The organism is Pedobacter quisquiliarum, from assembly GCF_014642175.1.
Classification (GTDB): Bacteria; Bacteroidota; Bacteroidia; order Sphingobacteriales; family Sphingobacteriaceae; genus Pedobacter; species Pedobacter quisquiliarum.
Genome location: NZ_BMIL01000009.1, coordinates 37,979 through 64,970 on the forward strand (window position 1 = coordinate 37,979; position 26,992 = coordinate 64,970).

Below are 26,992 nucleotides of genomic sequence, written 5' to 3' on the forward strand. Positions count from 1 at the left end.
TGCGAATTCCACAAGGGATTCGCATTTTTTATGACAGGCTTCCTAGTGGCAGTTTCACCTGCATGCTCAAGGGCTTATTTATCATGATGTGTTCGAAATCTAAACCGATAGTCAAATCTATCCAATCAGGATTGCAGGATCTTACCAGTCGCTCCTTTTGCATTCTCGTGAAACGGCTAACAACCTTAAATCTGCTTAACGCTTGTTCTTCCGTCTTAAACTCTTCGAAATAGACCAACCTGGTCAGCTGCATACCACTGTCGAAAAACAAACTCGGCATCGTCTTGTAAAAGTCAAGCGTCTTAATTAAGTCAGCACTCATTCCAACATGAAGACTGGTTCTGTTTCTGTCGGTTACGATGTAAACAAATTTTTTCATCTTATTAAGGGTTTAGGGTTACAACTAATTAAATTAGTATACAACTTTGCTTTGCAAATAAATATTACTAACTTTATTGGTACAATAATACTAACTATTTTAGTACAAACAAACATTTTATAAACTTTTATTTTATGTCGAATATTTCGTCCAACCTGAAATACTTAAGAAAGAAAAAAGGAATGACCCAGCAGCAATTCGCTGATGCCTTGGGGATTAAGCGTTCGCTGGTCGGAGCATACGAAGAAGACCGTGCAGAACCGAAATATGAGTTACTAAAGAAAATAGCAGACTTCTACGAATTAACCATTGATGAGTTTATCAACGATACAATCAATGATAAGTGGAAACCGAAGACACAAGCACAAGGATCAAACCTGAGGGTGCTTAGTATTTCAGTGGATAGAGACGATAATGAGAACATTGAACTTGTACCAGTAAAGGCAAGTGCTGGATATTTGAATGGCTTTTCAGACCCGGAATACATCAAGGATTTGCCGAAGTTTCAGCTTCCCCTACCAACCCTAAAGCAAGGCACATTCCGCGGGTTCGAGATTATGGGTGATTCGATGTTACCTATCCAACCCGGCAGTATCGTGGTTGGAGAATACCTGGAGAACTGGTCAGAGATCAAGCCGGGAGAAACCTACATCGTCATCAGTAAAAATGAAGGCGTTGTCTACAAACGCGCGGGTAACAAGTTCAAGGAGAATAAAGAGCTGAAGCTGGTATCTGACAATAAAATGTACGATCCATATTTCATCGCATCTGATGACATTCTTGAAATCTGGAAAGCTAAAGCTTATTTCACAACCAGCTTACCAGAAGCCAGTGCAGATCCGTCGATTGAGACCCTTACCCAGATGATGGCACAAATGCAAAAGTCACTTCAAAACCTAAACAAGAATAACTGACCGATCAAGCGTTAACATATTTTAACATATAAGCATTAAACTTATCCGAGCATTTATGATCTATTCCTTTAAACAACTTACAAATGAAAAAGATCATATTATCATTAGCCATAGCAGTAAGCGCAATTACTGCCGGCTACGCACAAACCACAGACAGAAAACCAGTAGATCCAGCACAACGCGCTGAGCGTGTAGCCAGTCAACTTCAGCAGAAGCTATCGCTAACGGATACACAGAAAGCAGAGGTTTACAAAATTGAGGTTGAAAAGCTGAAGAAGCAAGCGGATTGGCGTAAAGAACGCAGCAAGGAAATGAAGAAGGTTTCAGAAGCTCGAAAGGCAGAAATGCAGGCGAGCGAAGAGAAACTTGCTAAAGTCCTAACTGCCGACCAGAAAGCAAAGTATGAGTCGATGAAGGCAGAGCGTAAAGAAAAGATGAAAGATCGCCAGCCAAGAAAAGGTCGCAGACCGATGGAAAGAAAAACAACATCTACACAGAACACCTAATATCAGGCATAAAAAAAGGGGAGCAAATTTGCTCCCCTTTTTTTATGAAATAGATTTAAACTATTTTACTGCATCAATAACAGCTTTGAAAGCTTCTGGGTGATTCATTGCTAAATCAGCCAATACTTTACGGTTTAAACCGATATTTTTAGTCGCTAATTTACCGATCAATTGAGAGTAAGAAATTCCATGTTGACGAGCACCAGCATTGATACGCTGAATCCATAATCCACGGAATTCTCTTTTCTTAACTTTACGGTCACGGTATGCATATTGCAAACCTTTTTCAACCGTATTTTTAGCGATTGTGAATACTTTACTTCTAGATCCCCAATAGCCTTTGGCCATATTAAGGACTTTTTTCCTTCTTCTTCTCGAAGCTACTGCGTTTACCGAACGTGGCATAGTTGTGTTGTGTTTTGATAAGCGGTGTTGCGTATTTCAGCAAACTTACTACCGGGTACCTGGTTAAAAAAAATTATTATTTACCGATTGCAAGCATTCTCTTAACGTTGCCCATATCTGCTGCCGATACCATACTGGTGTGGCTTAGATTGCGCTTACGCTTAGTTGACATCTTGGTTAAGATGTGGCTTTTAAATGCATTCTTTCTTGCGATTTTACCTGTTCCAGTAAGCGAGAAACGCTTTTTAGCACTGGAATTGGTCTTCATTTTTGGCATAACCTGTTTATTATTTATGTTAATTATTATTTCTTAGCAACTTTCGGCGCTAGTGTCAGGAACATACGCTTACCTTCTAACTTAGGTAGCAACTCCACTTTACCGATATCTTCAAGTGCTTGTGCAAACTTAAGCAATAAAATCTCTCCCTGCTCTTTGTAAACAATAGCTCTTCCTTTGAAGTGAACGTATGCACGTACCTTCTCACCGTTTTCAAGAAAGCTAATGGCATGCTTCAGTTTAAACTGAAAATCATGATCATTGGTATTTGGTCCGAAACGGATCTCCTTAATTACAGTCTGCTTTGCATTGGATTTAATCTCCTTTTGCTTTTTCTTTTGCTCGTAAACAAACTTGCTGTAATCGATAATTCTGCATACAGGAGGTACTGCATTTGGAGATATCTCCACAAGATCCAGCTCTAATTCATCAGCTAAGGCCAAAGCTTTCGACAGAGGATAAATCCCTGGTTCAACATTATCTCCAGCTAATCTAACCTCCTGCGCTCTGATATACTGATTAATATTATGTTCTGCTTCTTTTTTCTTAAAAGGAGGACGTGGTCCCCTATTAAATCCTGGTCTGCCTAATGCCAAATGTGTATCTTGTTTAAATTGTTATTTCTTTTATTAATAATTCACCAAATTCCTGAATGGTCATCTCGCCTAAATCACCGGCGCCATGCTTTCTTACTGCTAATTTCCCATCCGCCATTTCTTTCTCTCCGATAATCAGCATATAAGGCAGCTTTTTAACCTCAGCATCTCTGATCTTTCTTCCGATCTTTTCATCACGAAAATCAATCAATCCGCGAATATCCGAATTATTTAGCTCATCTAAAACTTTTTTCGCATAATCTTCATATTTTTCTGAAATAGGAAGAATGATAAACTGCTCAGGTGATAGCCAAAGTGGGAAGTTACCAGCGCAATGTTCAATCAGTACAGCAACAAATCGCTCCAGTGAACCAAATGGTGCACGGTGGATCATCACTGGTCTGTGTTTTTGATTATCGCTGCCGGTATATTCAAGTTCAAAACGCTCCGGCAAATTGTAGTCTACCTGAATCGTTCCAAGCTGCCATTTTCTACCTAGGGCATCTTTCACCATGAAATCAAGTTTCGGGCCATAAAACGCAGCCTCGCCATATTCTACAACAGTAGGCAAGCCTTTTTCATCTGCAGCTTCAATAATCGCAGATTCAGCTAGCTTCCAGTTCTCATCAGAACCGATGTACTTGGTTTTATTCTCTGGATCTCTAAGCGAAACCTGAGCGATGTAGTCGTTGAAACCTAAAGATTTGAAAACATACAAAACCAGGTCAATCACCTTTTTGAACTCTTCCTTCACCTGATCTGGTCTGCAGAAAAGGTGCGCATCATCCTGTGTAAAGCCTCTTACCCGGGTTAAACCGTGTAGCTCCCCACTTTGCTCGTATCTATATACCGTTCCGAATTCTGCAAATCGCAGTGGAAGATCTTTATACGAACGCGGCTTAACTTTATAAATTTCACAGTGGTGTGGACAGTTCATTGGTTTTAATAAGAACTCCTCACCCTCTTGTGGCGTCTTGATGGACTGGAAAGCATCTTTACCATACTTGTCCCAGTGGCCTGACGTGATATATAGGTTTTTATGACCGATGTGCGGCGTAATTACCTGCTCATAGCCAGATTTAGATTGTGCTTTTGTCAAGAATTGAACCAGACGTTCCCGCAATGCAGTACCTTTCGGTAACCACAATGGCAGGCCTGCGCCTACTTTCTCAGAGAAAGCAAACAGCTCAAGTTCTTTACCAAGCTTACGGTGATCACGCTTTTTGGCCTCTTCAATCATGTGAAGATATTCCGTTAGCTCACTTTGCTTTGGATAAGTAACACCATAAATCCTGGTTAACTGTTTTTTAGTCTCATCACCTCTCCAGTATGCACCAGCAACATTCATCAGCTTAACCGCTTTGATGAAACCAGTATGCGGGATGTGTGGACCTCTACATAAGTCGGTAAAAGCACCTTGCTTGTAAAAGGTAATCTTTCCGTCTTCAAGACCTTCTAAAAGGTCCAGTTTGTACTCATCCCCTTTTTCTTCAAAATAGGCCAAAGCGTCATCTTTGGAAACCGCGGTACGTTCAAATACTTCCTTTTGTTTAGCAAGCTCAAGCATTTTGCTTTCTATGGCTTTGAAGTCATCAGAAGAAAATTCCCTATCGCCGAAGTCTACATCATAATAGAAACCGGTTTCGATTGCCGGACCGATACCGAACTTCGTGCCCGGATAAAGTGCTTCAAGCGCTTCAGCCATAAGGTGGGCTGAGGAATGCCAAAACGTCGATTTACCAGCATTATCATTCCAGGTAAGCAGTTTTACACTAGAGTCACTTTCAATACGTCGGGAAGAATCCCAAACTTCGCCGTTTACTTCGGCTGCTAGTACGTTACGGGCTAATCCTTCAGAAATGGAGAGGGCGATGTCGTGAGCGGTTACGCCACTTTCATAAAACCGGACAGAACCATCCGGGAGTGTAATGTTAATCATCTACAACTATGATTTTAAGGTTTAAAATGTATTTATTAAATCACCTACGCCGTGATTTTGAATAACAAAGTTAGCTTATTATTTAATATCTGTCTCCACCGATCCAAATTTCCAGCACAGCGGAGGCAATTTATCCGATAACAAAGGGGCCACGCGCAGGCCACAAGGACCCTACAAGCCCCTTACAGGGCCAAAGCCCTGTTAACCCCCTGTATGCCCCCTGTAAACCCCCTGTCGACCCCTTGTAAACTGGGTACTTGTTCTCCAGTTTCTGGCGTATTGGCCGGGTACAGTTAAAGGCTAGAAACCCTGCTCCGAAACAATAAAGCCCCGGCTAAGAAACCGGGGCTTTAGAAATAAGAATGTTGTAGACTAGTATTCTGTGCTTTCCAACCAACCATTGGCAAGCACGTCTGCCAGATGCATGGTCTTCAATGGAATATTGTGCTTTTCAATATAGCTTTTCAGGTGAAGCAAACAGGAATGATCTGTGGAGATGATGTAATCCACATCCTGCTCCAGGGCATTGTTAACCTTCTGTTCGGCCATGGCCGAAGAAATAGCATCGAACTTTACCGAGAATGTTCCACCGAAACCGCAACACATATCCGTGTCACGCATTTCCACCATTTCAAGTCCAATTACTTTGGATAGCAATCGGCGTGGTTCCTCTTTAATCTTGCACTCTCTTAAGCCGCTACAAGAGTCATGGTAAACCGCTCTGCCTTCCAGTTCTGCCCCGAAGTAGTCGCGTTTCGCTACATTGATCAGGAAGTCCGATAGTTCGAAGATGTTACCCTGTATATTTCTACACCTGTTGTGTACGTTTGAATTCGTAAAAAGATCATTAAACCCGGTCTTCACCATACCCACGCAAGACGCAGATGGAGATACGATATATTTCGTATCCGAGAAATCGTTTAAAAACTTGTTCCCAATTACCTTGGCCTCTTCCCAGTAGCCCGCGTTATATGCAGGCTGCCCGCAGCAGGTCTGATTGGCGTTATAGCTCACTTCACACCCTGCTTTCTCCAGAACTTTAACCGTGTTAAAGGCCGTTTCCGGATATAGTTGGTCAATAAAACAGGGCACAAATAATTCTACTTTCATTTCGATGTATGTAAATGTTCTGATGCTTTTTTAAGGGAGAACAAAAATATTAGTCCCAAAGCAAAAAACAGGGTTAATGCAATTATTGAGTTCCGCATGTTACCGGTTAGCTGTTCAATGTAAGCGAAAGATGCCAATCCTGCAACAATAGCCAGCTTTTCAGTAACGTCGTAAAAGCTGAAAAAGGATGCGGTGTCTGGCGTATTTTCAGGTAGAAACTTCGAATACGTTGAGCGTGAGAGCGATTGGATGCCCCCCATTACCAGGCCGACTACCGCAGCGAGTAGATAAAACATTGTAATGGTATGCACATAATATGCTGCAATGCAGATGCCGATCCATACCGCAACCACGAACAGCAGTACCTGCACATTGCCGTATACACGAGACAACCGCGACATCAGATTCGCACCTGCAATAGCAACCAGCTGAATGATCAGGATGGTAATGATCAAACTTGAGGTTGGCAGTTGTAATACTTTAGCACCAAAGCCAGCAGCAGCAAGCATGGTCGTTTGCACGCCCATGGAGTAGAAAAAAAAGGCGATAAGGAACTTCTTCAGTTGTGCCATCTGCTTAAGTTGTTGCCATACTTTTCCGAGCTCCGCAAAGCCGCTGGATACTTTCCGTTGTACATCTACCTTAAAATTCGGACTGCCTTTTGGTAGTATATAAAAAGGTATTTGTGCAAAAACAATCCACCAGAGTCCTACGAGTAAAAAGGACAACCGTGGCGGAAAGCTCTCGTCGGCGATGCCGAACCAATCTGGTTTAAGGACAAACAGCAGGCAGATGATCTGTAAAAGCACACTACCCACGTAGCCGTAAGAAAAGCCTTTTGCGCTTACTGCATCTTGCTGGTCTTCTGTCGCAATTTCCGGCAAGTAGGAATTGTAGAATACGAAACCACCGGCATAGCCGATAGCCGCCAGTGCGAAACAGATGATGCCAAGTTCAAGCGTTTCCGGCTTAAAGAAAAAGAGCAGACAACATGCAATTGCCCCCAGCCAGGTAAACAACTGCATGTATATCTTCTTGTTTCCACGATAATCCGCAATGGAACTCAGTAAGGGTGAGATTAGCACGATCACCAGATAAGCAAAAGCAAGTGCATAATTGCTTAGGGCCGTGTTGACGAAGCTCCTTCCGAAGAAAGTAACCTTATCGCCGTTTGCCTCGGTCGTTGTAATCGCGGTAAAATACGCGGGGAAAATCGTTGAAGTAATCACCAGGTTATAAGCAGAATTTGCCCAATCGAACATTGCCCATGCCCGTATAACCTTTTTGTTATTCTTTATAACCACCTAGTTTACTTTTTCCAGTTTGGAGGTGCCTGATTTTTTATCAGAAACTTTCTTGGGATTGCCTTTATAATAAATAGCGCTCGATCCGGTAGATTTTACATCAAGATCATTAAGCACATTAATATTCGATTTACCAGTGCCCTGAATGTCGATATCATACTCTGCAACAACAAAGTCGAACGCGTTCAGCTCCAGTACCCCTTTACTATTCAGATCATGTGTACCGGCCTGACCGCTCAATGTTAATCTTGCAGCGCCATCACTGTTGGTCTTTACCTTGCCGGCAAAAAGATTCAGGTTAAGTTCAGTAGCACCCGAAAGCTCCATAGCAATGTCCCCTACATGCAGGGCACCTTCGCTGTAAACTTTACTTGCTCCTGCGGCCTTAATTTCTGTTAATGCACCAATACCCGCATGGATCACGATGGAATCTGTACCGCAGTACTGCATTGGGTCTAATGAGACCTTGAACTTGTCTCCACTAACAGAAGTTTTGATCTTGTCTATGATACTTGAATCGGCAGAAAGGCTGATCTTAAATGAGCTATCCTGGCGAAGTACCAGTTTCACCGGGCCGGTAATTTCTATCTCGTCAAAGGGCGTCACTGTCAAATCTTTTACAATGTGGTTGCCAGAATCCTCTATACATTTTGTGGAACATCCCGCGAAAGAAATCGCGGCCACCAGGATCAAAGTCAGCTTGTGATTTAGGAGAAAATGTTTAATCATCATTTTATGTTTAATGGGTCTTTCACTATTAACAACAGTTTCAATCGAATGGTTATAAGTAATAGTTCTTGCCGTCAGTTTTGATTTTTCCGGCATCCAGGAGCAATCGGAGTTGAGCCACCCGCTGCACCTCTGTTCCGGTTTTTACGGCAAGCACCAGCTCGTCCAATGTATGTGGTGCCGACTGCAGCAAAGTTGCGATTTCAAATGAGACTTTCTCATCCAGTTCATCAAGATCAGCTTGTTTTTTCTCGGCAACACAGATATCGCAAAGTCCGCATTTATCTGCTGCAGGCTCATCAAAGTAAGCAAGTAATTGTATGCTGCGACAAATGGGTGTAGCGGCATAGGCCAGCACTGCTGCAACCTGTTCTTCCTGAATTTTCTTTCTTAGTTCAATATAGCGCACATCAATATCCATGTGCAGTTGGTCAACACGTGGAACAACAAATTGTAGTTGGGGCTTGTCGGTCTGTGGCAGATAAGATATAATTTCCTGTGCTTCCAGCTTCCGCAGCATATCCACTACCGTTTGATAAGATATTTTCAGGCGGCCGGCGATCTCGTTCTCATTCACTTTAACATATTGATCGAATGAGCCCCCATAAGCACGTAGCACAGTTTTGATAAGGGCATCGTAGCCTGAGTTTTCAATCTGAAAGCGGTAAACATCCTCATGGCTTTGCATAAACATCAACCTGGATTGCAGGAAGATGTTCTCGGATAAAGTCAGGTAGCCATCATGTTCCAAAAACTTTAGCGCAGCAATGGTTTTGAGAACACTCAGTTTAAAACGTTTACAGAAGTCGGCCAGATCAAAAGGAAAGCTTATCCCCTGGCCCGCTCCATACGCAAGTTGATAATAGCTACCGAGATAATGGTAAGTCTTTTTGATCTCTTCTACATTGGGGAAATTGTCCTTGTATTTAACTTCTAACGCCAGTCGGTCTGACTTGTTCGCGAGTAGCACGGCGAAGGCTTTTAGTTCATCGCGACCTGCGCGCCCGGCTTCCTGGTAGTATGCTTCCAGGCTTTCAGGAAGATCAAGGTGAATGACAAATCGAACATCAGGTTTGTCAATACCCATCCCAAAAGCATTTGTGGCAACCATTACCCTGATTTTGTTTTGCTTCCAGGATTCCTGTTTAAGGCTCCTTTCGTTTTTTTCCAAACCTGCATGATAAAAATCAGCGGCAATACGGTTGCGTTTCAAGAAGAGTGCAACTTCTGTCGTTTCCCTGCGATTGCGAACGTAAATCAAACCGCTGCCCTTAACGTTCTTCAGTACATCCAGCAGTTTTCCATATTTATCCTCCAGATCCATCACCACATAGCTTAGATTTCTTCTGGCAAAGCTTTTTACAAAAATCTTAGGCGCTTTGAGCTCTAATTTTTCAACGATGTCCTGCCGAACAAATTTAGTTGCGGTTGCGGTAAGCGCGATGATTGGTACTTCGGGGTGTATTTCACGTAAATCTTTCAGCAACAGGTAAGGTGGTCTGAAATCGTAACCCCACTGCGAAATACAGTGTGCCTCGTCAATGGCAAAGAGGTTAACCTTCATGTAGGCTAAACGTTCCTTTACCAGGGGCGAGAGCAATCTTTCTGGAGATAGATAAAGGAACTTGATGTTCCCATAGATGCAGTTGTCGAGCAGAATGTCGATCTCGCGTTTACCCATCCCCGCGTAGATGGCGATGGCTTGGATCCCCTTGGCTTTAAGGTTTTCAACCTGATCCTTCATTAAGGCAATAAGTGGAGAAACGACGATGCATATTCCTTCTTGCAGCAATGCTGGCAGTTGAAAGCATAAGGACTTTCCTCCGCCGGTTGGCAGTAGCGCCAATGCATCTTGTCCGTTCAATACAGCGTCGATAATGTCTTCCTGAAGTGGTCTGAAGGTATCGAAGCCCCAATATTGCTTTAAAAGCTCGGTTTTATTCATAAAGGTCCCGATCAAAACTATAAAAACGTTCCGATATTATTAAATTGCCGGTTCATAAATCGTTTTAAATATGCGTAAGACCTTACTAAGTGTTTTAATTTTAGCTGCTGCTCAGCCTGTATTTTCGCAGGACAAGAAAGATGCGCCGAAGTGGGACGTTGAAAAGTTCCGGGGAACCACAAAGAATTTCACGATTAACACTGATGAAGGCACCTGGATGAACCTGGATGTTAGCCCAGATGGTAAAGACATTGTGTTTGATATCTTGGGCGACATATACATTATGCCAATTTCTGGCGGTACGGCTAAGCTGCTTACTGGCGGTGCAGCATTCGATGTGCAACCCCGATTCAGTCCCAATGGAAAATACATTTCCTACACGAGCGACAAATCCGGAGGCGATAACATCTGGATGATGAACCGCGATGGGTCTGGCAAACGCCAGATTACAAAAGAGAATTTTAGACTGCTGAATAACGCAACCTGGATGCCGAACAGTGAATATATTGTTGCCAGGAAGCATTTCACGGGCACACGCTCATTGGGTGCAGGTGAAATGTGGATGTATAACATCAATGGTGGTGACGGTGTTCAGCTCACCAAAAGGAAAAATGACCAGCAGGATTCTGGCGAGCCCAACATATCGCCCAATGGCAAATTCTTATACTACAGCGAAGATGTGACCCCTGGTCCGACTTTCGAATACAGTAAAGATCCAAATGGCACCATTTACGCGATTAAGCAACTGGATTTAAGTACTGGTAAAACGACAGACCTGATCCGCCAACAAGGTGGTGCTGCAAGGCCGCAAATTTCACCTGATGGCAAGTTGATGGCCTTTGTGAAAAGGGTTAGATTGAAATCTGTGCTTTACATTCAGAACCTGCAGACTGGTGAAGAGTCGCCGGTTTTTGATGATTTAAGCAAAGACCAACAGGAAACATGGGCAATATTCGGCGTGTATCCAAACTTTGCATGGACACCGGATTCAAGAGGCCTTGTATTTTATGCAAAAGGTAAAATTAAGAAGGTGGATCTGGCATCTTTGTCGGTCGCTGAAATCCCGTTCCAGGTTACAACCAACCAGACGGTGCAGCAATCCTTACATTTTCCACAGCAGGTCTTCACGCCTGATTTTAATGCTAAGATGATTCGCCAGCTAACCACATCCCCTGATGGGAAGATGGTGGTTTTCAACACTGCGGGATTCTTGTATAAAAAAGAACTGCCGAACGGTACACCGGAACGTCTGACTAACGGTATGGATTTCGAGTTTGAGCCTTCTTTTAGTCCTGACGGTAAATACGTGGTTTATACTACCTGGAGTGATGAGTTTAAAGGCTCTGTCAAAAGAGCGGATGTGCGTTCGGGCAGATTTTCGACGCTAACCGATGAGAAAGGGTTTTATTACTCACCTTCATATTCCAGCAAAGGCGATCGTATTGTCTTTAGAAAAGGTCGTGGAAATGACGTGCTTGGGCAGACATATGGAAAAGGCGGTGGCATTTACGTGATGTCGGCAAACGGCGGTTCTAAAACCTTGGTTACAGATAATGGCATCAAGCCGAAGTTTAATGCCGATGACAGTCGTATTTTCTTCCAGTCTTCGGAGAATGGAAAGAAAGCTTACAAAAGCGTTAATGTGAATGGTGGCGGAGAAGTAACGCACTATACATCTGGCTATGCTACACAGTTTGAACCGAGCCCGGATGGCCGATGGATGGCTTTCACGGAGTTTTTCAATGTTTATATTACACCGATGATGCTGACCGGTTCTGCACAGGATCTATCATCAGGTAATAAATCTATCCCCCTTACCCGCCTTACGAAAGATGCGGGATCTTACATCCATTGGAGCAACGATAGCAAACGTCTTTTCTGGACGCTTGGTGAGCAGTACTACGCTCAGGATGTAAAAAATGCTTTCCCATTTGTTGATGGTGCTGCACAAAGCAGTCGCGAAGTTGCGCCCGACAGTTTGTCTATTGGGCTTAAACTTAAGGCTGATGCACCATCTGGCATTATTGCACTAACTGGTGCCCGCATCATTACCATGAAGGGTGATGAGGTAATTGAAAATGGATCTGTACTTATAGAGAACAACAAAATTGTAAGCATCGGCAAAGCTGCCGATGTGAAAGTGCCGGAACAGGCGAAAGTTGTGGATCTGAATGGTAAAACCATTATGCCTGGAATGGTCGATGTGCATGCGCATTTGCGGACCAGCCCGGATGGTATTAGTCCGCAAACAGATTGGTCATATCTTGCCAATTTGTCTTTTGGCGTCACAACCGCACATGATCCATCAAGTAACACAGAGATGGTTTTCAGTCAGGCGGAAATGTTGAAAGCTGGCAGAATGATTGGCCCTAGACTCTACTCTACGGGTTCCATCTTATACGGCGCCGATGCAGACATGAAAGTCGTGGTGAACAGCCTGGATGATGCACTTTCCAGCTTGCGCAGGCTGAAAGCGGTAGGTGCTTTCTCCGTGAAGTCTTACAATCAGCCACGACGTGAACAGCGCCAGCAAATTCTGGAGGCTGCAAGGCAACTTAAAATGGAAGTAGTGCCTGAAGGTGGTTCCACCTTTTACACGAACCTGAACATGGTTATAGATGGACATACGGGCCTTGAACACAGCTTACCGGTTTCACCAGTTTACAAAGATGTTGTAAGCCTGTGGAAAAATACACAGGTGGGCTATACACCTACCCTGATTGTTGCTTATGGCGGTCAGTGGGGTGAGAACTACTGGTACGACCGTACCAATGTTTGGGAAAATGAAAGACTACTAGCCTTTACCCCACGATCTATCATTGATGAGCGTGCCAGAAGAAGGACCACTTCAGAGTACGGAGATTACAACCATATTGATGTTTCTAAAGCTGCGAAGCAACTTGCAGATGCAGGCGTAAAGGTGAATCTTGGCGCACACGGGCAGATCCAAGGACTTGGTGCACACTGGGAGTTGTGGATGCTTGCACAAGGCGGTATGTCGCCATTGCAAGCAATTCGCGCAGCGACCCTCAATGGTGCAAACTACCTGGGTATGGATAAGGAAATCGGTTCCCTTGAAGTGGGTAAACTTGCAGATCTTGTCATTATGGATGCCAACCCACTTGAAGACATCCGTAACTCAGAGAAAATCAAGTACGTGATGATCAATGGAAGGCTTTATGACAGCATGACCATGAATGAGTTGATTTCAAGAGAAAAAATCCGCGGTAAGATGTGGTTTGAAATGGGTAGTGGCAGCAGCTACTCCCTCCCTACCGGAACGTCTGAAACCTGGACCTATACGGTACCACATTGCGATTAAGCAAATAACGATCAAACGAATTGGCTTTAAGAATTGTTCTTAAAGCCAATTTTGTTTTATATGAAGATGTTCCAGAACACCATTACGCTGCGCTCCTATCCTCGCGGTTTTCACCTGATTACAGCCGAGGTATTACAGGCACTGCCCCAGCTGAAAGAAATACAAACCGGTATTTGCCAGGTTTTTATACAGCATACCTCCGCCTCCCTAACCATCAATGAAAACGCTGATCCAACTGTAAGAACGGATTTCAAGATGTACTTTGATAAGGTTGTACCGGAAGAAGACCCCGATTACAAGCACGATGACGAAGGCGCAGATGACATGCCAGCACACCTAAAAAGTGCATTACTAGACATCAGCTTAACCATTCCCATAACCCGAGGTCGGCTCGCATTAGGCATCTGGCAGGGTATTTACCTCTGTGAACATCGAAATCAAGGTGGCCGCCGCAATCTTGTAATCACCGCATGGGGCATATAGCGTTTCACTTTTAATGACATAAAACCTTTTGTTTCACTTTTAATGACATAAACTACTTTATTTCACTATTTTTGACATAAAGATCTCAGGAACATGACCAGAAAAGACCCCATCATCTTAATGGCAGACATCATAGATAGCCGTAAAAGCGATCAGAATGCACTGATGAGAACCTTTAAGCGGTTAACAGAAGATGTAAATAAGCGAAATAAACGTTGGCTACGATCCCCGATAACCATCACCCTGGGAGATGAATTCCAGTGCGTGGTTAAAAATACCTCAAAAGCAATATCCATCATTCTACAGCTTGAAGAAAGGTTAATCGTGGAGAATGCAGGATTTAAGTTAAGGTATGTTGTGTATCAAGGGCCAATCGATACGCCCATAAATGAAGAGATTGCATATGGCATGCTCGGTGAAGGCCTTACAAAAGCGCGTGAAGCGCTGGAAAGCAGCAAGGCAACGAACAGCAGGTACGCCATACACATACATAAGCAAGAAGCGGCTGCGGCATTGACCGCCAGCATGAGTATTTACCAGAACATAACAGACGACTGGAAATTAGAAAAAGACCATGCGCTTATTTGCAAGTTTCTTGATTTAAAGGACTATAAGCAAGTTGCAGAAGCTTTAGGGAAAACGAGATCTCAAATTTGGAAAAGGCACAAGAATTTAAAAATAGAACCGTACTTTGCGATAAAACAGGTAACGCAATACATAGCTGATCAGGTATGAGATTATTAATTACAATAGCCATTATGGTTGTTAGTGAAATTCTGCTTTGGTTCATCTTCTCTGTGGTCGCAAAGTTCTACTACAAAAAGACAGAGATAGACTTAGAATCCTTGTTCAAAGGTTGCCTGGAGCGCCTCTTCCTGGCATTGTTTCTATATAATGACCTGCCACATGCTTTAACTGTCTTCAGTGCGCTGAAGATCGCCACGCGCCTGAAGCATGAAGAACGACAGGGAGAAACACAGCGTTTCAACAACTACTACTTAATCGGGAACCTGATCTCTGTGAGCATGTCTTTATTTTATTTGTATCTCTGGAACCATGCGAGCGACATTGATGCTGCACTGGAGAGATTATTTTCTAGATAGGGCTATTAGGGAGGGCTAGCCATTAAACCAGATGCATCGGATCCTGGCGGAACAATACCCAATCGGATGTACACTGCGCATATAAGGCATCTACTTTCGCACGCACTTGCGCATCAAGCTTATCATACTGATCACCACTACTGTTCTTCAATTGCTCTATGTAAAGAATCATATTGTAGCACATGGTAACCTGCCCTGTAGCCACTAACTTCTTCAACACATCATCTAGCAGCTGCTGTTCGGTGAACCATAAAGTTGTCCCAAAGGCGACCGCTTGCTCCACAACCCCCTGAATGGCTGGACCAATATCAGTATCATAGTCTCCGCTGAAGAACCCAGGCTTTTTTCTATCGCTGGTCGCCTTCACGAGGTTGTCGCGGCTAAGGCACTTAATTAATGTGGAAAGTCGTCGGAACTGGTAAACGTCATCCTCATACAGGCGATTGTAGTTCAGCCGACGCACAACCTTCAGGAATACACTGGTAAGGAGTATCATCAATGAATTGATCCGATCCATAATCAATGGCTCGGCTCTGTGGACGGAAAGTTCTTCGATATCAAACAGCGAAAGTCTTCGAAGGTAGAAGGGTGCCAGATTATCACGGACTTTTAAAAACATCCGAAAAAGCAACAGATGAAGCTGCTGCTTCACCCAAAAGCGCACCCCTAAGGATGCAAGTGCAAAGCCGGTAAAGGTCCAACATATGCCTGCCAACCAGTTTGCCTGCATGTTGAAGATAAAAGGGAGCAGAACCCCTAATGCTGCTATTAACCACAGCCCCCAACCCACTGCTTTGTCTACAGTAGCAATGCGGGTTTTCACGGCCTTAATTGTAAGTGCACGAAAGCCTTTCTTTGGCTGTTCTTTGAAGGGCACGAAGGCCTTCATATCGGGTGAGGCTACATCAGAGAGGATAATCAGATCGAAATACGGCAGCGCTGATCCTTCCTTGTAGCGCAGGATGCTGTCAACCCCCTGGTTGTCGTAAATGCCACCATCCATAATCCCCAGCGGGTTTATCGCAGCAGCGGCATTCTGAGTTGCCAAATCCAGTAGGTTGGGTGATTGTTCATGCACGAAATCATCGGGCCAGCACATCGGCTCAAAGCCGCCAGGGAAACAGGAGGATGCCGCCATAACATCTGCCAACTTCACTTCACGGAGTTGCTTCAGCGGAATGCGGTTGTAGTAGTTTCCCGCATAGCTACTGCCCGGGTTGCGAAAACGAAAGTTCAGGGCATGCTGAAAGTCTGTGCAATTAAATACAACCGCTTCCAAATGACAGGTCATCTTATCAAAGACGTTCATCAGCGCACCGCGGGTAAACTGCGCATCATACTGAGCGGCGAAGACGTTAATCAGGTTTTTCCGTTTATGTGTATGCGGCCAGGGCGCATCAGGATTCAGGTTTTCAATACCAGACTTCAGAAGATCAGTATTGAGTAAGGTCTGCAGCAGAAAATCATAGATCTCTTTGAAGGTATGCTCTTGCTGCTTCATCATAGCGTAGACCACCCCCGTGATGGATCCGCCGGAAACTGTAGAGATAAGCTTTACATGCTCCATAAGCGGTGTTCCACCGAAATCAAGTCTATGGAGGTACGACATAGACCCCAGGTGGAAAGAGGCGGCGCGGTATCCTCCGCCAGAACAACTCAAAGCAATCTTTCCAAAAGGTTCTGCGGGTATCGGTGTCTTTTCCATAGGAGCGTGGTCACATTGGGCAGGGTAACCATCCCTAATTTAGGAAATAAAAAAACCCGGTAAAAGCCGGGTTGAAATATTAGCCGTGGATGGCTTCTTTTGTACCAAAACTCTGGATGAGCTCACCTTCAAACTCGAGCCATTGCTTCCAACGCTTGTCTACGTCCACATCGATGGTATACTTGCGGGCGAAGTTGAGGAAGGTTGTATAATGGTTGGCCTCAGAAACCATCAGATCATAGTAGAACTTGGCCAGATCCGGATCTTTAATATTCTGAGAAAGCACGCGAAAACGTTCACAGCTACGCGCTTCAATCATTGCAGCAAATAAGAGCCTGTCAATGAAAGCGGTATTTCTACTTCCATCCTTCTTGCTAAACTTTATAAGCTTGCCCACATAGTCATCCTTGCGTTCACGGCCTAAAGTATAACCACGCTGCTTGATGATTTCGATCACCATCTGGAAATGTTGCATCTCTTCGATGGCGATTGCAGTTAATTCTTCAACAAGATCCATGTGTTCGGAATTGTTCGCTATTAAGCTGATGGCATTGCTGGCAGCTTTCTGCTCACACCAGGCATGATCCGTTAAGATCTCCTCCAGGTTAGACTCCGCAATATTCGCCCATCGAGGGTCGGTAAGTAATTTTAATCCCAGCATTTGTATTTATTTAGCGCAACAAAAGTAAGTATAATAAGCTCCTTTTAAAGCGCATGGCAGAAAACTACGGTACGGATGCCTGAAAACTGCTTACTTTGCACAACGAAGTGATGCAAGAAAAAACAATCTTAATTATAGGACTGGTCTGGCCAGAACCCAAATCCTCTGCGGCAGGTACCAGGATGGTACAACTCCTGAATATGTTTCTAGAAGAGCAGTATACCGTTGTTTTTGCTTCTGCTGCAGCCAAAGGAGAGTTCAGTGCAGACCTGACAAGCCTGGGCGTAAATGAAGTTCCCATAAAGCTTAACGTCGACAGTTTTAATGTGTTCGTGCGCAGCCTACAGCCTGAAATGGTGATGTTCGATCGGTACATGATAGAAGAGCAGTACGGCTGGCGGGTAAGACAAGAATGTCCAACAGCGCTTACCCTATTGGATACGGAAGACCTACATTGCCTGAGGGCGGCAAGGCAAGCTGCAATTAAAAACCATACCGAGCTGAGCCAGCTGGATTTGTTCAACGACATCGCCAAGCGGGAAATAGCCGCCATTCTACGCTCGGATCTTTCCTTGATTATTTCACAAGCTGAAGTAGAGCTCCTTGTTCAGGAATACGGTGTGAACCGGGATCTTCTATATTTCCTGCCCTTTTTAGAAACGCCGCTCACACCGGCTGCGGTGGATAGCTGGCAGCCTTATGACGCACGTGAAGGATTTATGTTCATTGGAAATTACCTGCATGAACCCAATTGGAATACACTGCAGACTTTAAAAACCACCATTTGGCCACTTTTAAGAAAGCGACTGCCCGGCGTTAAGATGCACATCTATGGTGCTTACGCAAGCGCAAAGGTTTCCCAACTCCAGAATGTAGCGGAGCACTTTCTGGTACACGGCAGAGCAGATAGTGCCACTGAAGTCATGTCCAAACACCGACTTCTACTAGCGCCCATAAAGTTTGGCGCAGGATTAAAGGGGAAATTTATTGATGCCATGCAGACCGGTACCCCAAGCATTACAACAAACATCGGGGCCGAGGCCATGAACGACAACCTCCTATGGGGCGGCGCGATATGTGATGATCTTACAGAATTCGTATCCACAGCGGCGCGTTTATATGCAGATTGTGGGAAATGGCTACAGGCACAGCAAAATGGCCTGCGAATACTAAATGAAAAGTACGACAAAGGCTTGTTTATACCAGGCTTTATGCAAAGGCTCCAGTATTTAAAAGGCAATCTCTCTCAGCATCGCAGAAAAAATTTCATGGGCCAAATCCTTCAGCATCACAGCCTGAATAGCAACAAATACATGTCCCTGTGGATCTCTGAAAAGAACAAGCTTAAATAAGACCATAAACATTAGCGAAATTCCTTTGCGTAAGGGCAAGCCAAGCAAATCGTTCACGTTAAATACGTGCTATATTACTCAGAACAAGCCACTTGCATCATTAAAATATGACAATTCCCTTATTGCTTTTCTGTTCCTCCTCATGAAAATAGTCAGATAAACCAGTACTTTTGCGCCCGTCTTTTAGAGGAATATACGCCACCCCGTATAAACCACACTACAAAAGACGATCTACAGAAAAACGCAAAATGAACTTAAACACCACACCAACATTAAACGATAGCCAAATCAATGCTGGGCAAAAATCAATTCTTAAAGACAGCCTGGCCGGTGAAGCTATGGTAAATCTATCCGGAGGCGCATTCATTACAGCTATGGCACTACATCTAGGTGCCTCTAACTTTCAGATCGGGCTACTTGCAAGCCTCCCTATTCTGACGAATATTTTCCAGCTATTTTCAATATGGCTGGTACAACGGTACAATAATCGTCGTGCAATAACAGTCGTTAGTGCGATTCTAGGACGCTTCCCGATGTTGTTCGCCGCATGTCTTCCCTTCTTCTTTTCGAAAGAGGTCAGCCTTCAGTTGTTGTTGGTCATCCTCTTCATCCACTATGTTTTCGGATCCATTGCAGGTGCAAGTTGGAACTCCTGGGTAAAGGACTTAATCCCGGAAAACAGACTAGGAAGCTTTTTCTCAAAGCGCACAAAACTGATAACCATCTTAAGTGCTGCACTAGGACTGGCCATGTCGATTTCAATTGATTACGTAAAAGGAAATTACACGGAATTTCTAACGCTGATGTATTACAGCATATTTGTACTTGGTGGAATCATTGGCCTGGTTGGCGTGTATTGGCTTGCAAAGGCACCAGAGCCCACGCCGATTACCAATCAAGACAGTGTGCTTGAACAATTCAAGAAGCCATTGAAAGATAAAAACTTCAAGAACCTTCTTGTATTTAACGCAGCCTGGGCATTTGCTTTAAACCTTGCCGTTCCATTTTTTACCGTATACCTGATGAATACCATGGGTCTACCCCTTTCCTATGTAATCGGGTTTACGATCCTTGCTCAGGTCAGCAACATTCTTTCCATCAAAACGATAGGCCAATATGCCGATCGTTTTAGCAACAAGACGATTCTGAACATATGTGCACCGGTTTACATCACCTGTATCTTGGCCTGGGTATATGCTTCTATGCCTACCGAACGCGTGTATGGTTTACTTATCCTTACCGTAATCAGCATTTTCAGCGGTACTGCTACCGGCGGAATTAACCTTGCTTTATACAACATCGGGATGAAACTTGCGCCAAGAAGAGAGGCCATGGCTTACATGTCTTCCTTGAACATGGTGGTTGCCGTGTTTTCAGCGCTTTCACCGATGATCGGCGGGCTGCTCGCAGACACCTTTGCCAATCAGCAACTGTTATGGGACATCCAATTCAAAAACACGGAAGGTATAGTAAGCACCTTTGAAATCATCAACATACAAGGGTGGAGCTTCTTATTTATTCTTGGCGGACTCATGGCTGCCCTGTCATTAAAGCTATTATCTAAGGTGAAAGAACAAGGTGAGATCAGGCGTGAGTTGGTGATGAACTATATGCAGCTTAAGCTAAACAAAAAGATACGTAAGAATTCAACAACCATTTACCGCAGGGGCGTGGTCAGGCCGATTCTGAAAGCACAAATCATTTTTCGCGTGAAACCTGATGAAGCCGCCTAACATGTAAATAACCGGGGAGAACAGCCATCAGTAATACAAGCCCATAACCTTAGGATCAAAGATCAGTGGATCGATTTGCTCCCGGTGTGTTTCGTAATCGCTACACTTGTGCAAAATTGCCTTGTTGTAATAATCTACTACACAGATTATCATTGCTTCAGCATCAGCTACAAGGCGTTCTCCCTCTGATAATCGTTCAACTTGCTTATAATCAAATGTTCTATAACCGGCAGCAGGATTAAAGTATATCAATCTGAACATATATAAATTTTACACTAACCTAAGGAATGTGGGAAAAAATGTGCAAAGTAAAAACATCGGTTTTGGAATGTATAAGTACTTTAAATCCATGTCATTCTTGATTACCTACGCGCAATAAACCTCCCCTGGCCACTCAGGTAGATATCCTTACTAAAACTCTTTTATTAAAGGGAAGCATTAAGACCTCAAACTGTATATTTGTAGCCGCATCAGGTATTGGTTATATCATCTGTGCTACGCTTTTAACATCATTCAACTCCTACATTATTGAACACGCTCCAGGCCTGGCTTAAAAAGTACTACAGAACATTAGCTGCCGTAACATTACTGGTCTTCATTTTTTTGGTAAGCATCGCCCAGAACTACCTGCTTTTCCACACACTCGTTGAACTGTTCTCTATAATCGTGGCCTTCGCAGTGTTTACGGTGACCTGGAACTCCAGGAAAATGTTGGACAGCAACTATCTGTATTTTCAAGGGATCGCCTATCTATTCATCGGGGTGCTCGACCTGTTACACACGATTACGTTCAAGGGCATGAACATCATCGACGATCAGATCTACTATTCCAACCAGTTCTGGGTAGCAACGCGCTTTCTCGAAGCAACGGCACTCGTTGTCGGCTTCACCTTTATTCATCGGAAGCGGAGAATAAATGTTGATGCCACTTTCATAGCCTACCTGGTTGTAACCACATTGATCATTTGCTCGATTTTAGTATGGGAAAACTTCCCGATTTGCTTCATTGATGGTGTTGGCCAGACAGCCTTTAAAATTTATGCCGAGTACACCATCATTGCAATACTCTTTGTAGGCTTGTTTTTGCTGAAAAAGAACCGTCAACATTTTGAGCCATCCATTTTCAGGTCTTTATGCCTATCGATATGCTTCGCCATTCTGACCGAATTCTGCTTTACGCTGTATGTATCTAATTACAGTGCTTCCAATGCCGTGGGACACTGTGCCAAGCTACTAGCGTTTTTCTTTACCTATAAGGCTGTTGTGGAGAAAGGATTTATCAATCCCACAACCTTGATCTTTAAGAATCTTAGCGACAGTGAGCAAAACTACCGTACCCTTTCTGAAAACCTGCCTGTATTGATCTTCCGGTTTGATGAAAAGGGAAAGTGCATTTATGCAAATAAAGCCGTTCAGGAGCTAACTGGTCATACACCTGATCTTCCATCCTGCCAGAACGTTTACAATCTGGGCTTGCCAGCAAATTTCGCAGAGGGCATTGAAGATTTGCTTGAAAAAGCCAGAGAGAGCAAGGCGGAACAGCAGTTAGACTTCAGTTTCGACGCCAACAGGCACTATGCGCTTAAAGTTATTCCTGAGTACACCTCTGGCCTTATGGGCTTCTCTTACCTTGTCATCAGCTATGACATCACACAGCTGAAGATTAATGAGAAGGCCTTACAGGATTTAAACTCAACTAAGGATAAATTTTTCTCCATAATTGCGCACGATCTAAAATCGCCATTTACCTCTATCCTTGCCTATAGCGACTTGATTGCAAAGAATACACAGAAATTCAGTCCGCCTAAATTAGAGCAGATGGCACTTACCATCCGCAGAGCAGCACAGAATGCGTTCGGCTTGCTTGAAAACCTGCTGAGTTGGTCCAGGTTACAAACTGGTGCGCTACTTCCTAAACCCGAGTTAATTGACGTTCGTCACCTTATTCTGGAACATATAGAACTGCTTTCACCCATTTCAATCATAAAAGACATTCAGATCGAGATGGCTGAAGACACGGTAGGTTTGGTTAACGCAGACAAACAGATGTTAAGCACGGTACTCCGTAACCTGACGTCAAACGCTGTGAAATTTAGTCACACCAATAGCAAAGTTGTAATCCGAGCAGTACCGCAGGATGATACCATATTGTTTTCTGTAAGTGATAATGGAACTGGAATACCTGAGCAATTGATCGACCGGCTGTTCAAAATGGAAAGCTCATTTACTACGATAGGCACAGAAAATGAAAAAGGCAGTGGCTTGGGACTTATTCTCTGCAAAGATTTTGTTGAAAAAAGTGACGGCAAGATCTGGGTGGAAAGTACATTGAATGTTGGAACAACTTTTTACTTCAGTATTCCAGCTGCAAATACCTAAAATTACTTGTATTTACAACACAAACGACTCAAAATAGCTACAAAAACTAACGAATCAATAAGATATTTGATCAAGAACCATAAGATTGTCCAAAAATAGACGCAACATGACGTATTTATTATCCACTTGTCAAACATTCACAAAATATAATATATAAAAAGCAATTATTTTACATCAAAACACATCAACTAACCTTTTTCTGGTTATATTTGAAGAGGATTATTAGAATTTAAATTGTATTAGGAACAAAAAAGGCTTTTCAACATTTTGAAAAGCCTTTTTTGTTATAAAAGAAAACAGTTATACATCTATGTTATCCACCATTTGCCGGCAAGGTAAAGTAGAACTCTGAACCAACGCCAAACGTGCCTTCTACACCGATTTGCCCGTTGTGCCTGTCAATAATTTCCTTGGTCAGGTGAAGTCCAATGCCAAGACCAGATACATTAACCACGCCATCGGCACGATAGAACCTGGTGAAGATCTTACTTTTATGCTCCTCCTTTAACCCGATACCGTAATCCTTCACCCTTACGGTGACCACCTCAGCATCTTTAAACAATGAAATTTCTACCAGGTCCGCTGCAGGCGAATATTTAATTGCGTTGGTTAGTAGATTATTGATGACCTGCTCAATGCGCTGTTTATCAGCATAGACGATTGCAGGCTCATTGGCATCATGAAAAATGATCTTATGCGTCTTGTAAGTGTAAGGAAAAGTCTCCATAACTTCTTTCAGCAACAACCTTAAGTCGAAATGCTCCAGATTAAACTGCAACTTACCAGCCTCAATTTTTGAAACATCCAGTAAGTCAGCAATCAGCGCGTTTAACTTTGCCACCTGATCCAGCGTTTTCTCAATAAACAGCGCATTCACACGGTCCTGCTTTTTCTTAGCAAGTAGCTGTAAATAGCCTTTGATTGTCGTAAGCGGTGTTTTTAACTCATGGCTCGCGAGTGCGATGAATTCATCTTTCTTATCACTCATCGTCTTGATCTCTTCGAATAGCCTTGAATTTTCAAGCGCAATGGCAGCTTGTGAGGCAATACTCTCTACGAGATCTTCATGCTCGGCACGAAACTGTCCCACTTCGGGATGTCCAAACAACAATCCGCCAATCACCTCACCGTTGGCTGAAACAACAGGCACAGCGAGGTAACTTTTAACATCCAAATGGCCGCTTGGCATTCCGAATAGAGGCATATTCTTTCCATAGCGGCTGTCCATGGTCACGTCATCTACCCTGATGACTTCACTATTGCTAAATGTCGGCTTGAACAACGCTGCATGCCTTGGCATGCCCAGGGATTCAAATTGGGCACTTGAGGCCCCTGAAAGCGTATAAAGCATAAAAGCTTCACCATTGTCATCGTAAGTATTGTAAAAGAAAGCCCCAAAGGATGCTCCAGTGATTTGCGTGGTCACATCCGTAACTTGCTGAAGGACTTCTTTCACTTCCAGCTGTTCCAGTATAACCTTACCAATAGAATTCAGCAACTCAAGATTCTGCGCATTGCGCTTAATGGATGCCTGGGCTTCAACCTGCTCGGTGATGTCCCTTGCAATCTTAGATGCCCCTATGATATTTCCAGAGACGTCTTTTACGGGCGAAACCGTTAGCGAAATTGGGATCAATTTTCCTATTTTCGTCATCCGAATGGTCTCGAAATGTTTTACTTTATTCCCCTGGCGGATCTGACCCAAGATGGTATCTTCTTCCTTAAGCCTTTCTGTGGGTATCAGGATCGAAACCGGTTTTCCAATTACCTCTGTTTCTGTATACCCGAAAATCCTTTGAGCGCCTTGATTCCAACTGGAAATAATCCCATTCAAATCCTTGCTTATGATGGCATCATCAGATGATTCCACAATTGCTGATAATACAGACTGTTTGGTTTCGTAAGAAGTTTTTGCCGTAATATCAACAAAGGTATTTTGCGTTCCCGAGAACGTACTCTGATCATCAAAAGTCGGAATAGCAAATACAAGCAAACGCTTGAAGGTCTGATCCGGCCGCTCAATTACGATCTCCTGATTTTCAAACCTTGCGATTTGTTGTAGTGCTTTCGCCATAGGCGAATCGCTGAGGTTCATTGGTCTCCCATCTGGAAAATGGATCCTCCATGGCCCGCTCCAAAAATCCTCACCCATCACCGGAACCCTTCCCCACAATTGAACTGCCGCCGGGTTGAAATACGTTAACCGCCCATCCTGATCACTCGTGTAAATGGCTAAGGGCGAATCTTCAATTAGGGACTGGTATTGTTTATTTTTTTTATCAATATCAACAAAGTCCTGCATATTGTTTCAAGTACGTGTTAGCTTGTAAAAGTAATAAATCATTCGGCATATTCATTTCACGTAAAACGAATATTTACTGTGAAGTTTTTAATTCAAATGGCCTATTCACAAGCCGGCCTCACATAGCTAAAGACTTGAAAGTCTAAGACTTACTGCCTTTACAACATCTGCATCAGTCAACCTAAATGGAACGTCCCTTGAAAATGAACCGTGAACCTCCCGGGCACCTGTGCGCTGAATCAGTTCTTCCACATTGTTCAAGTTCAGTCCGGCGCCTGGCATAATCTCGATCCGCCCTGCAGCAGCTGTTATCAACTGTTTAATAACATCGGCACCAGCAACAGCGGTGGCCGCACCGCCAGACGTCAATATTCTTTCAAAACCGAGTGTTATCAATTGTCCCAAGCCTTGATGCATATCCTTCAAGTCATCAAAAGCCCGGTGGAAGGTCGCCGGCATCGGATGTGCAACTTCAAGCAGGGCCTTACAGCGCTCTTCATCTATGGTTTGATCCGGATTTAAGATGCCGAAAACAACACCATCGCATCCCAAGGCTTTGCAATTGAGAATGTCGGCCTTCATCACTTCAAATTCAACATCTGAATAGACGAAGTTTCCGCCACGAGGACGTATTATCGGGTATAATTTTATATGCAGTAGTTTTCTAGCCAGGGCAATTTGCCCGTATGAAGGCGTTGTGCCCCCTTCAAGAAGATTATCACATAATTCAACGCGGTAGGCACCAGCTTCCTGTGCAATCAATGCTGAGTTGACACCATTTGCACACACTTCCAACTTCACCATAGCCTAGTAGTAGCTTTTGCCTGGAATTAATAGATCCTGTTTCACGTCATTGCATACCGCATAGGAGAAGCCTTTCTGGATGGCATAAGCGCCATGTTCACCCTTTTTATTAATGGCAAGAAAGCCAACTTGTATGTTTTTTGCGATCTCGGGTTTCTTCTTGATGATCCGCATAACTGCTTCCTTACATGCTGCTTCTGGAGAGTAGCCCTGACGCATCAGTTCCACAACCAGAAAAGAGCCGACGTTGCGAACCACCTCCTCACCTACACCCGTAGATGTAGCGCCACCAACCTCATTATCCACATACAAGCCTGCGCCGATAATCGGACTGTCGCCAATTCGGCCATGAAGCTTATACGCCATTCCGCTTGTAGTGCAACCTCCGGAAATGTTTCCGCTTGCATCGATTGCCAGAATGCCTATCGTATCATGGTTATATTGATTTCCAGGTAGCATTTGCGGACTACTTTTTTCGTATTGCTTGTTTTCGATGTTCATCACCGGCGCATATTCCGCGGTTTTCAACCACTCTTTCCACGCTTTTTCACTTTCAGGTGTAAGCAGGTTTTCTTTAGGGAAGCCGTTCTCCAATGCAAACTGGAGTGCTCCTGCACCGGCAAGCATCACATGTGGTGTTTTCTCCATCACCTTCCTGGCAACAGATATCGGGTGTTTGATGTGCTCCAGCGCAAGTACTGCACCGCAATTACCCTGCTCATCCATAATGCAGGCGTCTAAGGTCACATTACCATCACGATCTGGCAGGCCACCATACCCCACCGTTTGATTCTTCACATCCGACTCAGGCACCCAACCGGCTTGCTCAACGGCATCAAGCGCTCGCCCACCTTTAGAGAGCACCGCCCAGCCAGCCTTGTTCGCTGCAACACCAAAATCCCAGGTAGAAATGATGATTGGCTTAGCTGCCGCTGAAATGGTTTCTGAAGGTACGATGTCTGCAATGGCTTGCTGATTGATGGCTAACATTCCTGCAGATACTGCAGAGGCTTTTATGAATTTCCGACGATTAAACATGTTGAT

The 26,992-nt window shown here is 43.9% G+C and carries 24 protein-coding genes; 9 read left to right on the forward strand and 15 right to left on the reverse strand.

The annotated features are described in order from the left end of the window. Window positions 1-28: 28 nt before the first annotated feature. Window positions 29-379 (reverse strand): GIY-YIG nuclease family protein, encoded by a 351-nt coding sequence (locus tag IEW69_RS13425; RefSeq protein ID WP_188627386.1) that lies wholly within the window; start codon window positions 377-379, stop codon window positions 29-31. 134 nt (window positions 380-513) lie between these two features. On the opposite strand from IEW69_RS13425, the gene IEW69_RS13430 reads away from it, so the two are divergent. Then, complete coding sequence (locus tag IEW69_RS13430) at window positions 514-1,293, forward strand: XRE family transcriptional regulator (RefSeq protein ID WP_188627387.1); 780 nt, start codon at window positions 514-516, stop codon at window positions 1,291-1,293. An 83-nt stretch (window positions 1,294-1,376) separates the two neighbouring features. Continuing rightward, window positions 1,377-1,799, forward strand: coding sequence for a DUF4890 domain-containing protein (locus IEW69_RS13435; protein WP_188627388.1), 423 nt, complete (start codon window positions 1,377-1,379; stop codon window positions 1,797-1,799). A 60-nt stretch (window positions 1,800-1,859) separates the two neighbouring features. Here IEW69_RS13435 and rplT read toward each other — a convergent pair whose 3' ends face one another. From rplT to IEW69_RS13475, 8 genes are all read right to left on the reverse strand, one after another. Next, a complete protein-coding gene (gene rplT / locus IEW69_RS13440) occupies window positions 1,860-2,204 on the reverse strand; it encodes a 50S ribosomal protein L20 (RefSeq protein ID WP_073229174.1) in 345 nt (114 codons plus the stop codon). A 76-nt stretch (window positions 2,205-2,280) separates the two neighbouring features. After that, window positions 2,281-2,481 (reverse strand): 50S ribosomal protein L35, encoded by a 201-nt coding sequence (rpmI, locus tag IEW69_RS13445; protein WP_188627389.1) that lies wholly within the window; start codon window positions 2,479-2,481, stop codon window positions 2,281-2,283. Window positions 2,482-2,507: 26 nt separating this feature from the next. After that, window positions 2,508-3,077, reverse strand: coding sequence for a translation initiation factor IF-3 (gene infC, locus IEW69_RS13450; RefSeq protein ID WP_188627390.1), 570 nt, complete (start codon window positions 3,075-3,077; stop codon window positions 2,508-2,510). Between the two features lie 13 nt (window positions 3,078-3,090). Then, complete coding sequence (thrS, locus tag IEW69_RS13455) at window positions 3,091-5,016, reverse strand: threonine--tRNA ligase (protein ID WP_188627391.1); 1,926 nt, start codon at window positions 5,014-5,016, stop codon at window positions 3,091-3,093. Between the two features lie 372 nt (window positions 5,017-5,388). Then, window positions 5,389-6,126 carry a (Fe-S)-binding protein gene (locus tag IEW69_RS13460; RefSeq protein WP_188627392.1) on the reverse strand — a complete coding sequence of 246 codons (738 nt, stop codon included), beginning with the start codon at window positions 6,124-6,126 and terminating at the stop codon, window positions 5,389-5,391. Next, the gene (locus tag IEW69_RS13465) at window positions 6,123-7,430 is read right to left on the reverse strand and encodes an MFS transporter (RefSeq protein WP_188627393.1); all 1,308 of its coding nucleotides are present in this window, start codon (window positions 7,428-7,430) and stop codon (window positions 6,123-6,125) included. Before IEW69_RS13465 ends, IEW69_RS13460 begins: the two co-directional genes overlap by 4 nt. Further along, window positions 7,431-8,162 carry a head GIN domain-containing protein gene (locus IEW69_RS13470; protein WP_229663625.1) on the reverse strand — a complete coding sequence of 244 codons (732 nt, stop codon included), beginning with the start codon at window positions 8,160-8,162 and terminating at the stop codon, window positions 7,431-7,433. Window positions 8,163-8,211: 49 nt separating this feature from the next. Continuing rightward, complete coding sequence (locus IEW69_RS13475; protein ID WP_188627394.1) at window positions 8,212-10,104, reverse strand: RecQ family ATP-dependent DNA helicase; 1,893 nt, start codon at window positions 10,102-10,104, stop codon at window positions 8,212-8,214. 70 nt (window positions 10,105-10,174) lie between these two features. On the opposite strand from IEW69_RS13475, the gene IEW69_RS13480 reads away from it, so the two are divergent. From IEW69_RS13480 to IEW69_RS13495, 4 genes are all read left to right on the forward strand, one after another. Then, window positions 10,175-13,426, forward strand: coding sequence for an amidohydrolase family protein (locus tag IEW69_RS13480; RefSeq protein ID WP_188627395.1), 3,252 nt, complete (start codon window positions 10,175-10,177; stop codon window positions 13,424-13,426). Window positions 13,427-13,486: 60 nt separating this feature from the next. After that, window positions 13,487-13,909 carry a secondary thiamine-phosphate synthase enzyme YjbQ gene (locus IEW69_RS13485; protein WP_188627396.1) on the forward strand — a complete coding sequence of 141 codons (423 nt, stop codon included), beginning with the start codon at window positions 13,487-13,489 and terminating at the stop codon, window positions 13,907-13,909. Between the two features lie 93 nt (window positions 13,910-14,002). After that, the gene (locus IEW69_RS13490) at window positions 14,003-14,644 is read left to right on the forward strand and encodes a SatD family protein (protein WP_188627397.1); all 642 of its coding nucleotides are present in this window, start codon (window positions 14,003-14,005) and stop codon (window positions 14,642-14,644) included. Next, window positions 14,641-15,012 (forward strand): hypothetical protein, encoded by a 372-nt coding sequence (locus tag IEW69_RS13495; RefSeq protein WP_188627398.1) that lies wholly within the window; start codon window positions 14,641-14,643, stop codon window positions 15,010-15,012. Before IEW69_RS13490 ends, IEW69_RS13495 begins: the two co-directional genes overlap by 4 nt. A 22-nt stretch (window positions 15,013-15,034) precedes the next feature. Here IEW69_RS13495 and IEW69_RS13500 read toward each other — a convergent pair whose 3' ends face one another. Continuing rightward, window positions 15,035-16,717, reverse strand: coding sequence for a patatin-like phospholipase family protein (locus IEW69_RS13500; RefSeq protein ID WP_188627399.1), 1,683 nt, complete (start codon window positions 16,715-16,717; stop codon window positions 15,035-15,037). 79 nt (window positions 16,718-16,796) lie between these two features. Continuing rightward, window positions 16,797-17,378, reverse strand: a complete 582-nt coding sequence (locus IEW69_RS13505) for a MiaE family protein (protein WP_188627400.1) — start codon at window positions 17,376-17,378, stop codon at window positions 16,797-16,799. 110 nt (window positions 17,379-17,488) lie between these two features. Between IEW69_RS13505 and IEW69_RS13510 the strand changes: the two genes are divergently transcribed. Together IEW69_RS13510 and IEW69_RS13515 are read left to right on the forward strand one after the other, a co-directional pair. Then, entirely contained in the window at window positions 17,489-18,730 is a 1,242-nt protein-coding gene (locus IEW69_RS13510; protein ID WP_188627401.1) for a glycosyltransferase, read from the forward strand. A gap of 248 nt (window positions 18,731-18,978) precedes the next feature. Further along, window positions 18,979-20,463, forward strand: a complete 1,485-nt coding sequence (locus IEW69_RS13515; RefSeq protein WP_188627402.1) for an MFS transporter — start codon at window positions 18,979-18,981, stop codon at window positions 20,461-20,463. Window positions 20,464-20,490: 27 nt separating this feature from the next. Here the strand turns inward: IEW69_RS13515 and IEW69_RS13520 are convergent, their stop codons facing one another. Beyond that, a complete protein-coding gene (locus IEW69_RS13520; RefSeq protein WP_188627403.1) occupies window positions 20,491-20,724 on the reverse strand; it encodes a hypothetical protein in 234 nt (77 codons plus the stop codon). A 267-nt stretch (window positions 20,725-20,991) separates the two neighbouring features. On the opposite strand from IEW69_RS13520, the gene IEW69_RS13525 reads away from it, so the two are divergent. Continuing rightward, on the forward strand, window positions 20,992-22,842 hold the full coding sequence (locus tag IEW69_RS13525; protein ID WP_188627404.1) for a sensor histidine kinase: 1,851 nt from the start codon (window positions 20,992-20,994) through the stop codon (window positions 22,840-22,842). A 313-nt stretch (window positions 22,843-23,155) separates the two neighbouring features. Here IEW69_RS13525 and IEW69_RS13530 read toward each other — a convergent pair whose 3' ends face one another. The 3 genes from IEW69_RS13530 to IEW69_RS13540 form a co-directional block, all read right to left on the reverse strand. Further along, complete coding sequence (locus IEW69_RS13530; RefSeq protein ID WP_188627405.1) at window positions 23,156-25,144, reverse strand: PAS domain S-box protein; 1,989 nt, start codon at window positions 25,142-25,144, stop codon at window positions 23,156-23,158. Window positions 25,145-25,270: 126 nt separating this feature from the next. Beyond that, window positions 25,271-25,948 (reverse strand): copper homeostasis protein CutC, encoded by a 678-nt coding sequence (locus tag IEW69_RS13535; RefSeq protein ID WP_188627406.1) that lies wholly within the window; start codon window positions 25,946-25,948, stop codon window positions 25,271-25,273. A gap of 3 nt (window positions 25,949-25,951) precedes the next feature. Further along, window positions 25,952-26,986, reverse strand: a complete 1,035-nt coding sequence (locus IEW69_RS13540) for a glycosylasparaginase (protein WP_188627407.1) — start codon at window positions 26,984-26,986, stop codon at window positions 25,952-25,954. Between the last annotated feature and the right edge of the window lie 6 nt (window positions 26,987-26,992).

What these genes read in the sequence shown, in the direction of transcription:
- IEW69_RS13495 (WP_188627398.1), top strand. Translation starts at nt 14,641, where the DNA reads ATGAGATTATTAATTACAATAGCCATTATGGTTGTTAGTGAAATTCTG.
- IEW69_RS13490 (WP_188627397.1), top strand. Translation starts at nt 14,003, where the DNA reads ATGACCAGAAAAGACCCCATCATCTTAATGGCAGACATCATAGATAGC.
- IEW69_RS13485 (WP_188627396.1), top strand. Translation starts at nt 13,487, where the DNA reads ATGAAGATGTTCCAGAACACCATTACGCTGCGCTCCTATCCTCGCGGT.
- IEW69_RS13535 (WP_188627406.1), bottom strand. Translation starts at nt 25,948, where the DNA reads ATGGTGAAGTTGGAAGTGTGTGCAAATGGTGTCAACTCAGCATTGATT.
- IEW69_RS13540 (WP_188627407.1), bottom strand. Translation starts at nt 26,986, where the DNA reads ATGTTTAATCGTCGGAAATTCATAAAAGCCTCTGCAGTATCTGCAGGA.
- IEW69_RS13515 (WP_188627402.1), top strand. Translation starts at nt 18,979, where the DNA reads ATGAACTTAAACACCACACCAACATTAAACGATAGCCAAATCAATGCT.
- thrS (WP_188627391.1), bottom strand. Translation starts at nt 5,016, where the DNA reads ATGATTAACATTACACTCCCGGATGGTTCTGTCCGGTTTTATGAAAGT.
- IEW69_RS13430 (WP_188627387.1), top strand. Translation starts at nt 514, where the DNA reads ATGTCGAATATTTCGTCCAACCTGAAATACTTAAGAAAGAAAAAAGGA.
- IEW69_RS13475 (WP_188627394.1), bottom strand. Translation starts at nt 10,104, where the DNA reads ATGAATAAAACCGAGCTTTTAAAGCAATATTGGGGCTTCGATACCTTC.
- rplT (WP_073229174.1), bottom strand. Translation starts at nt 2,204, where the DNA reads ATGCCACGTTCGGTAAACGCAGTAGCTTCGAGAAGAAGAAGGAAAAAA.
- IEW69_RS13510 (WP_188627401.1), top strand. Translation starts at nt 17,489, where the DNA reads ATGCAAGAAAAAACAATCTTAATTATAGGACTGGTCTGGCCAGAACCC.
- IEW69_RS13460 (WP_188627392.1), bottom strand. Translation starts at nt 6,126, where the DNA reads ATGAAAGTAGAATTATTTGTGCCCTGTTTTATTGACCAACTATATCCG.
- IEW69_RS13530 (WP_188627405.1), bottom strand. Translation starts at nt 25,144, where the DNA reads ATGCAGGACTTTGTTGATATTGATAAAAAAAATAAACAATACCAGTCC.
- IEW69_RS13425 (WP_188627386.1), bottom strand. Translation starts at nt 379, where the DNA reads ATGAAAAAATTTGTTTACATCGTAACCGACAGAAACAGAACCAGTCTT.
- IEW69_RS13500 (WP_188627399.1), bottom strand. Translation starts at nt 16,717, where the DNA reads ATGGAAAAGACACCGATACCCGCAGAACCTTTTGGAAAGATTGCTTTG.
- IEW69_RS13470 (WP_229663625.1), bottom strand. Translation starts at nt 8,162, where the DNA reads ATGATGATTAAACATTTTCTCCTAAATCACAAGCTGACTTTGATCCTG.
- IEW69_RS13480 (WP_188627395.1), top strand. Translation starts at nt 10,175, where the DNA reads ATGCGTAAGACCTTACTAAGTGTTTTAATTTTAGCTGCTGCTCAGCCT.
- IEW69_RS13505 (WP_188627400.1), bottom strand. Translation starts at nt 17,378, where the DNA reads ATGCTGGGATTAAAATTACTTACCGACCCTCGATGGGCGAATATTGCG.
- rpmI (WP_188627389.1), bottom strand. Translation starts at nt 2,481, where the DNA reads ATGCCAAAAATGAAGACCAATTCCAGTGCTAAAAAGCGTTTCTCGCTT.
- IEW69_RS13435 (WP_188627388.1), top strand. Translation starts at nt 1,377, where the DNA reads ATGAAAAAGATCATATTATCATTAGCCATAGCAGTAAGCGCAATTACT.
- IEW69_RS13520 (WP_188627403.1), bottom strand. Translation starts at nt 20,724, where the DNA reads ATGTTCAGATTGATATACTTTAATCCTGCTGCCGGTTATAGAACATTT.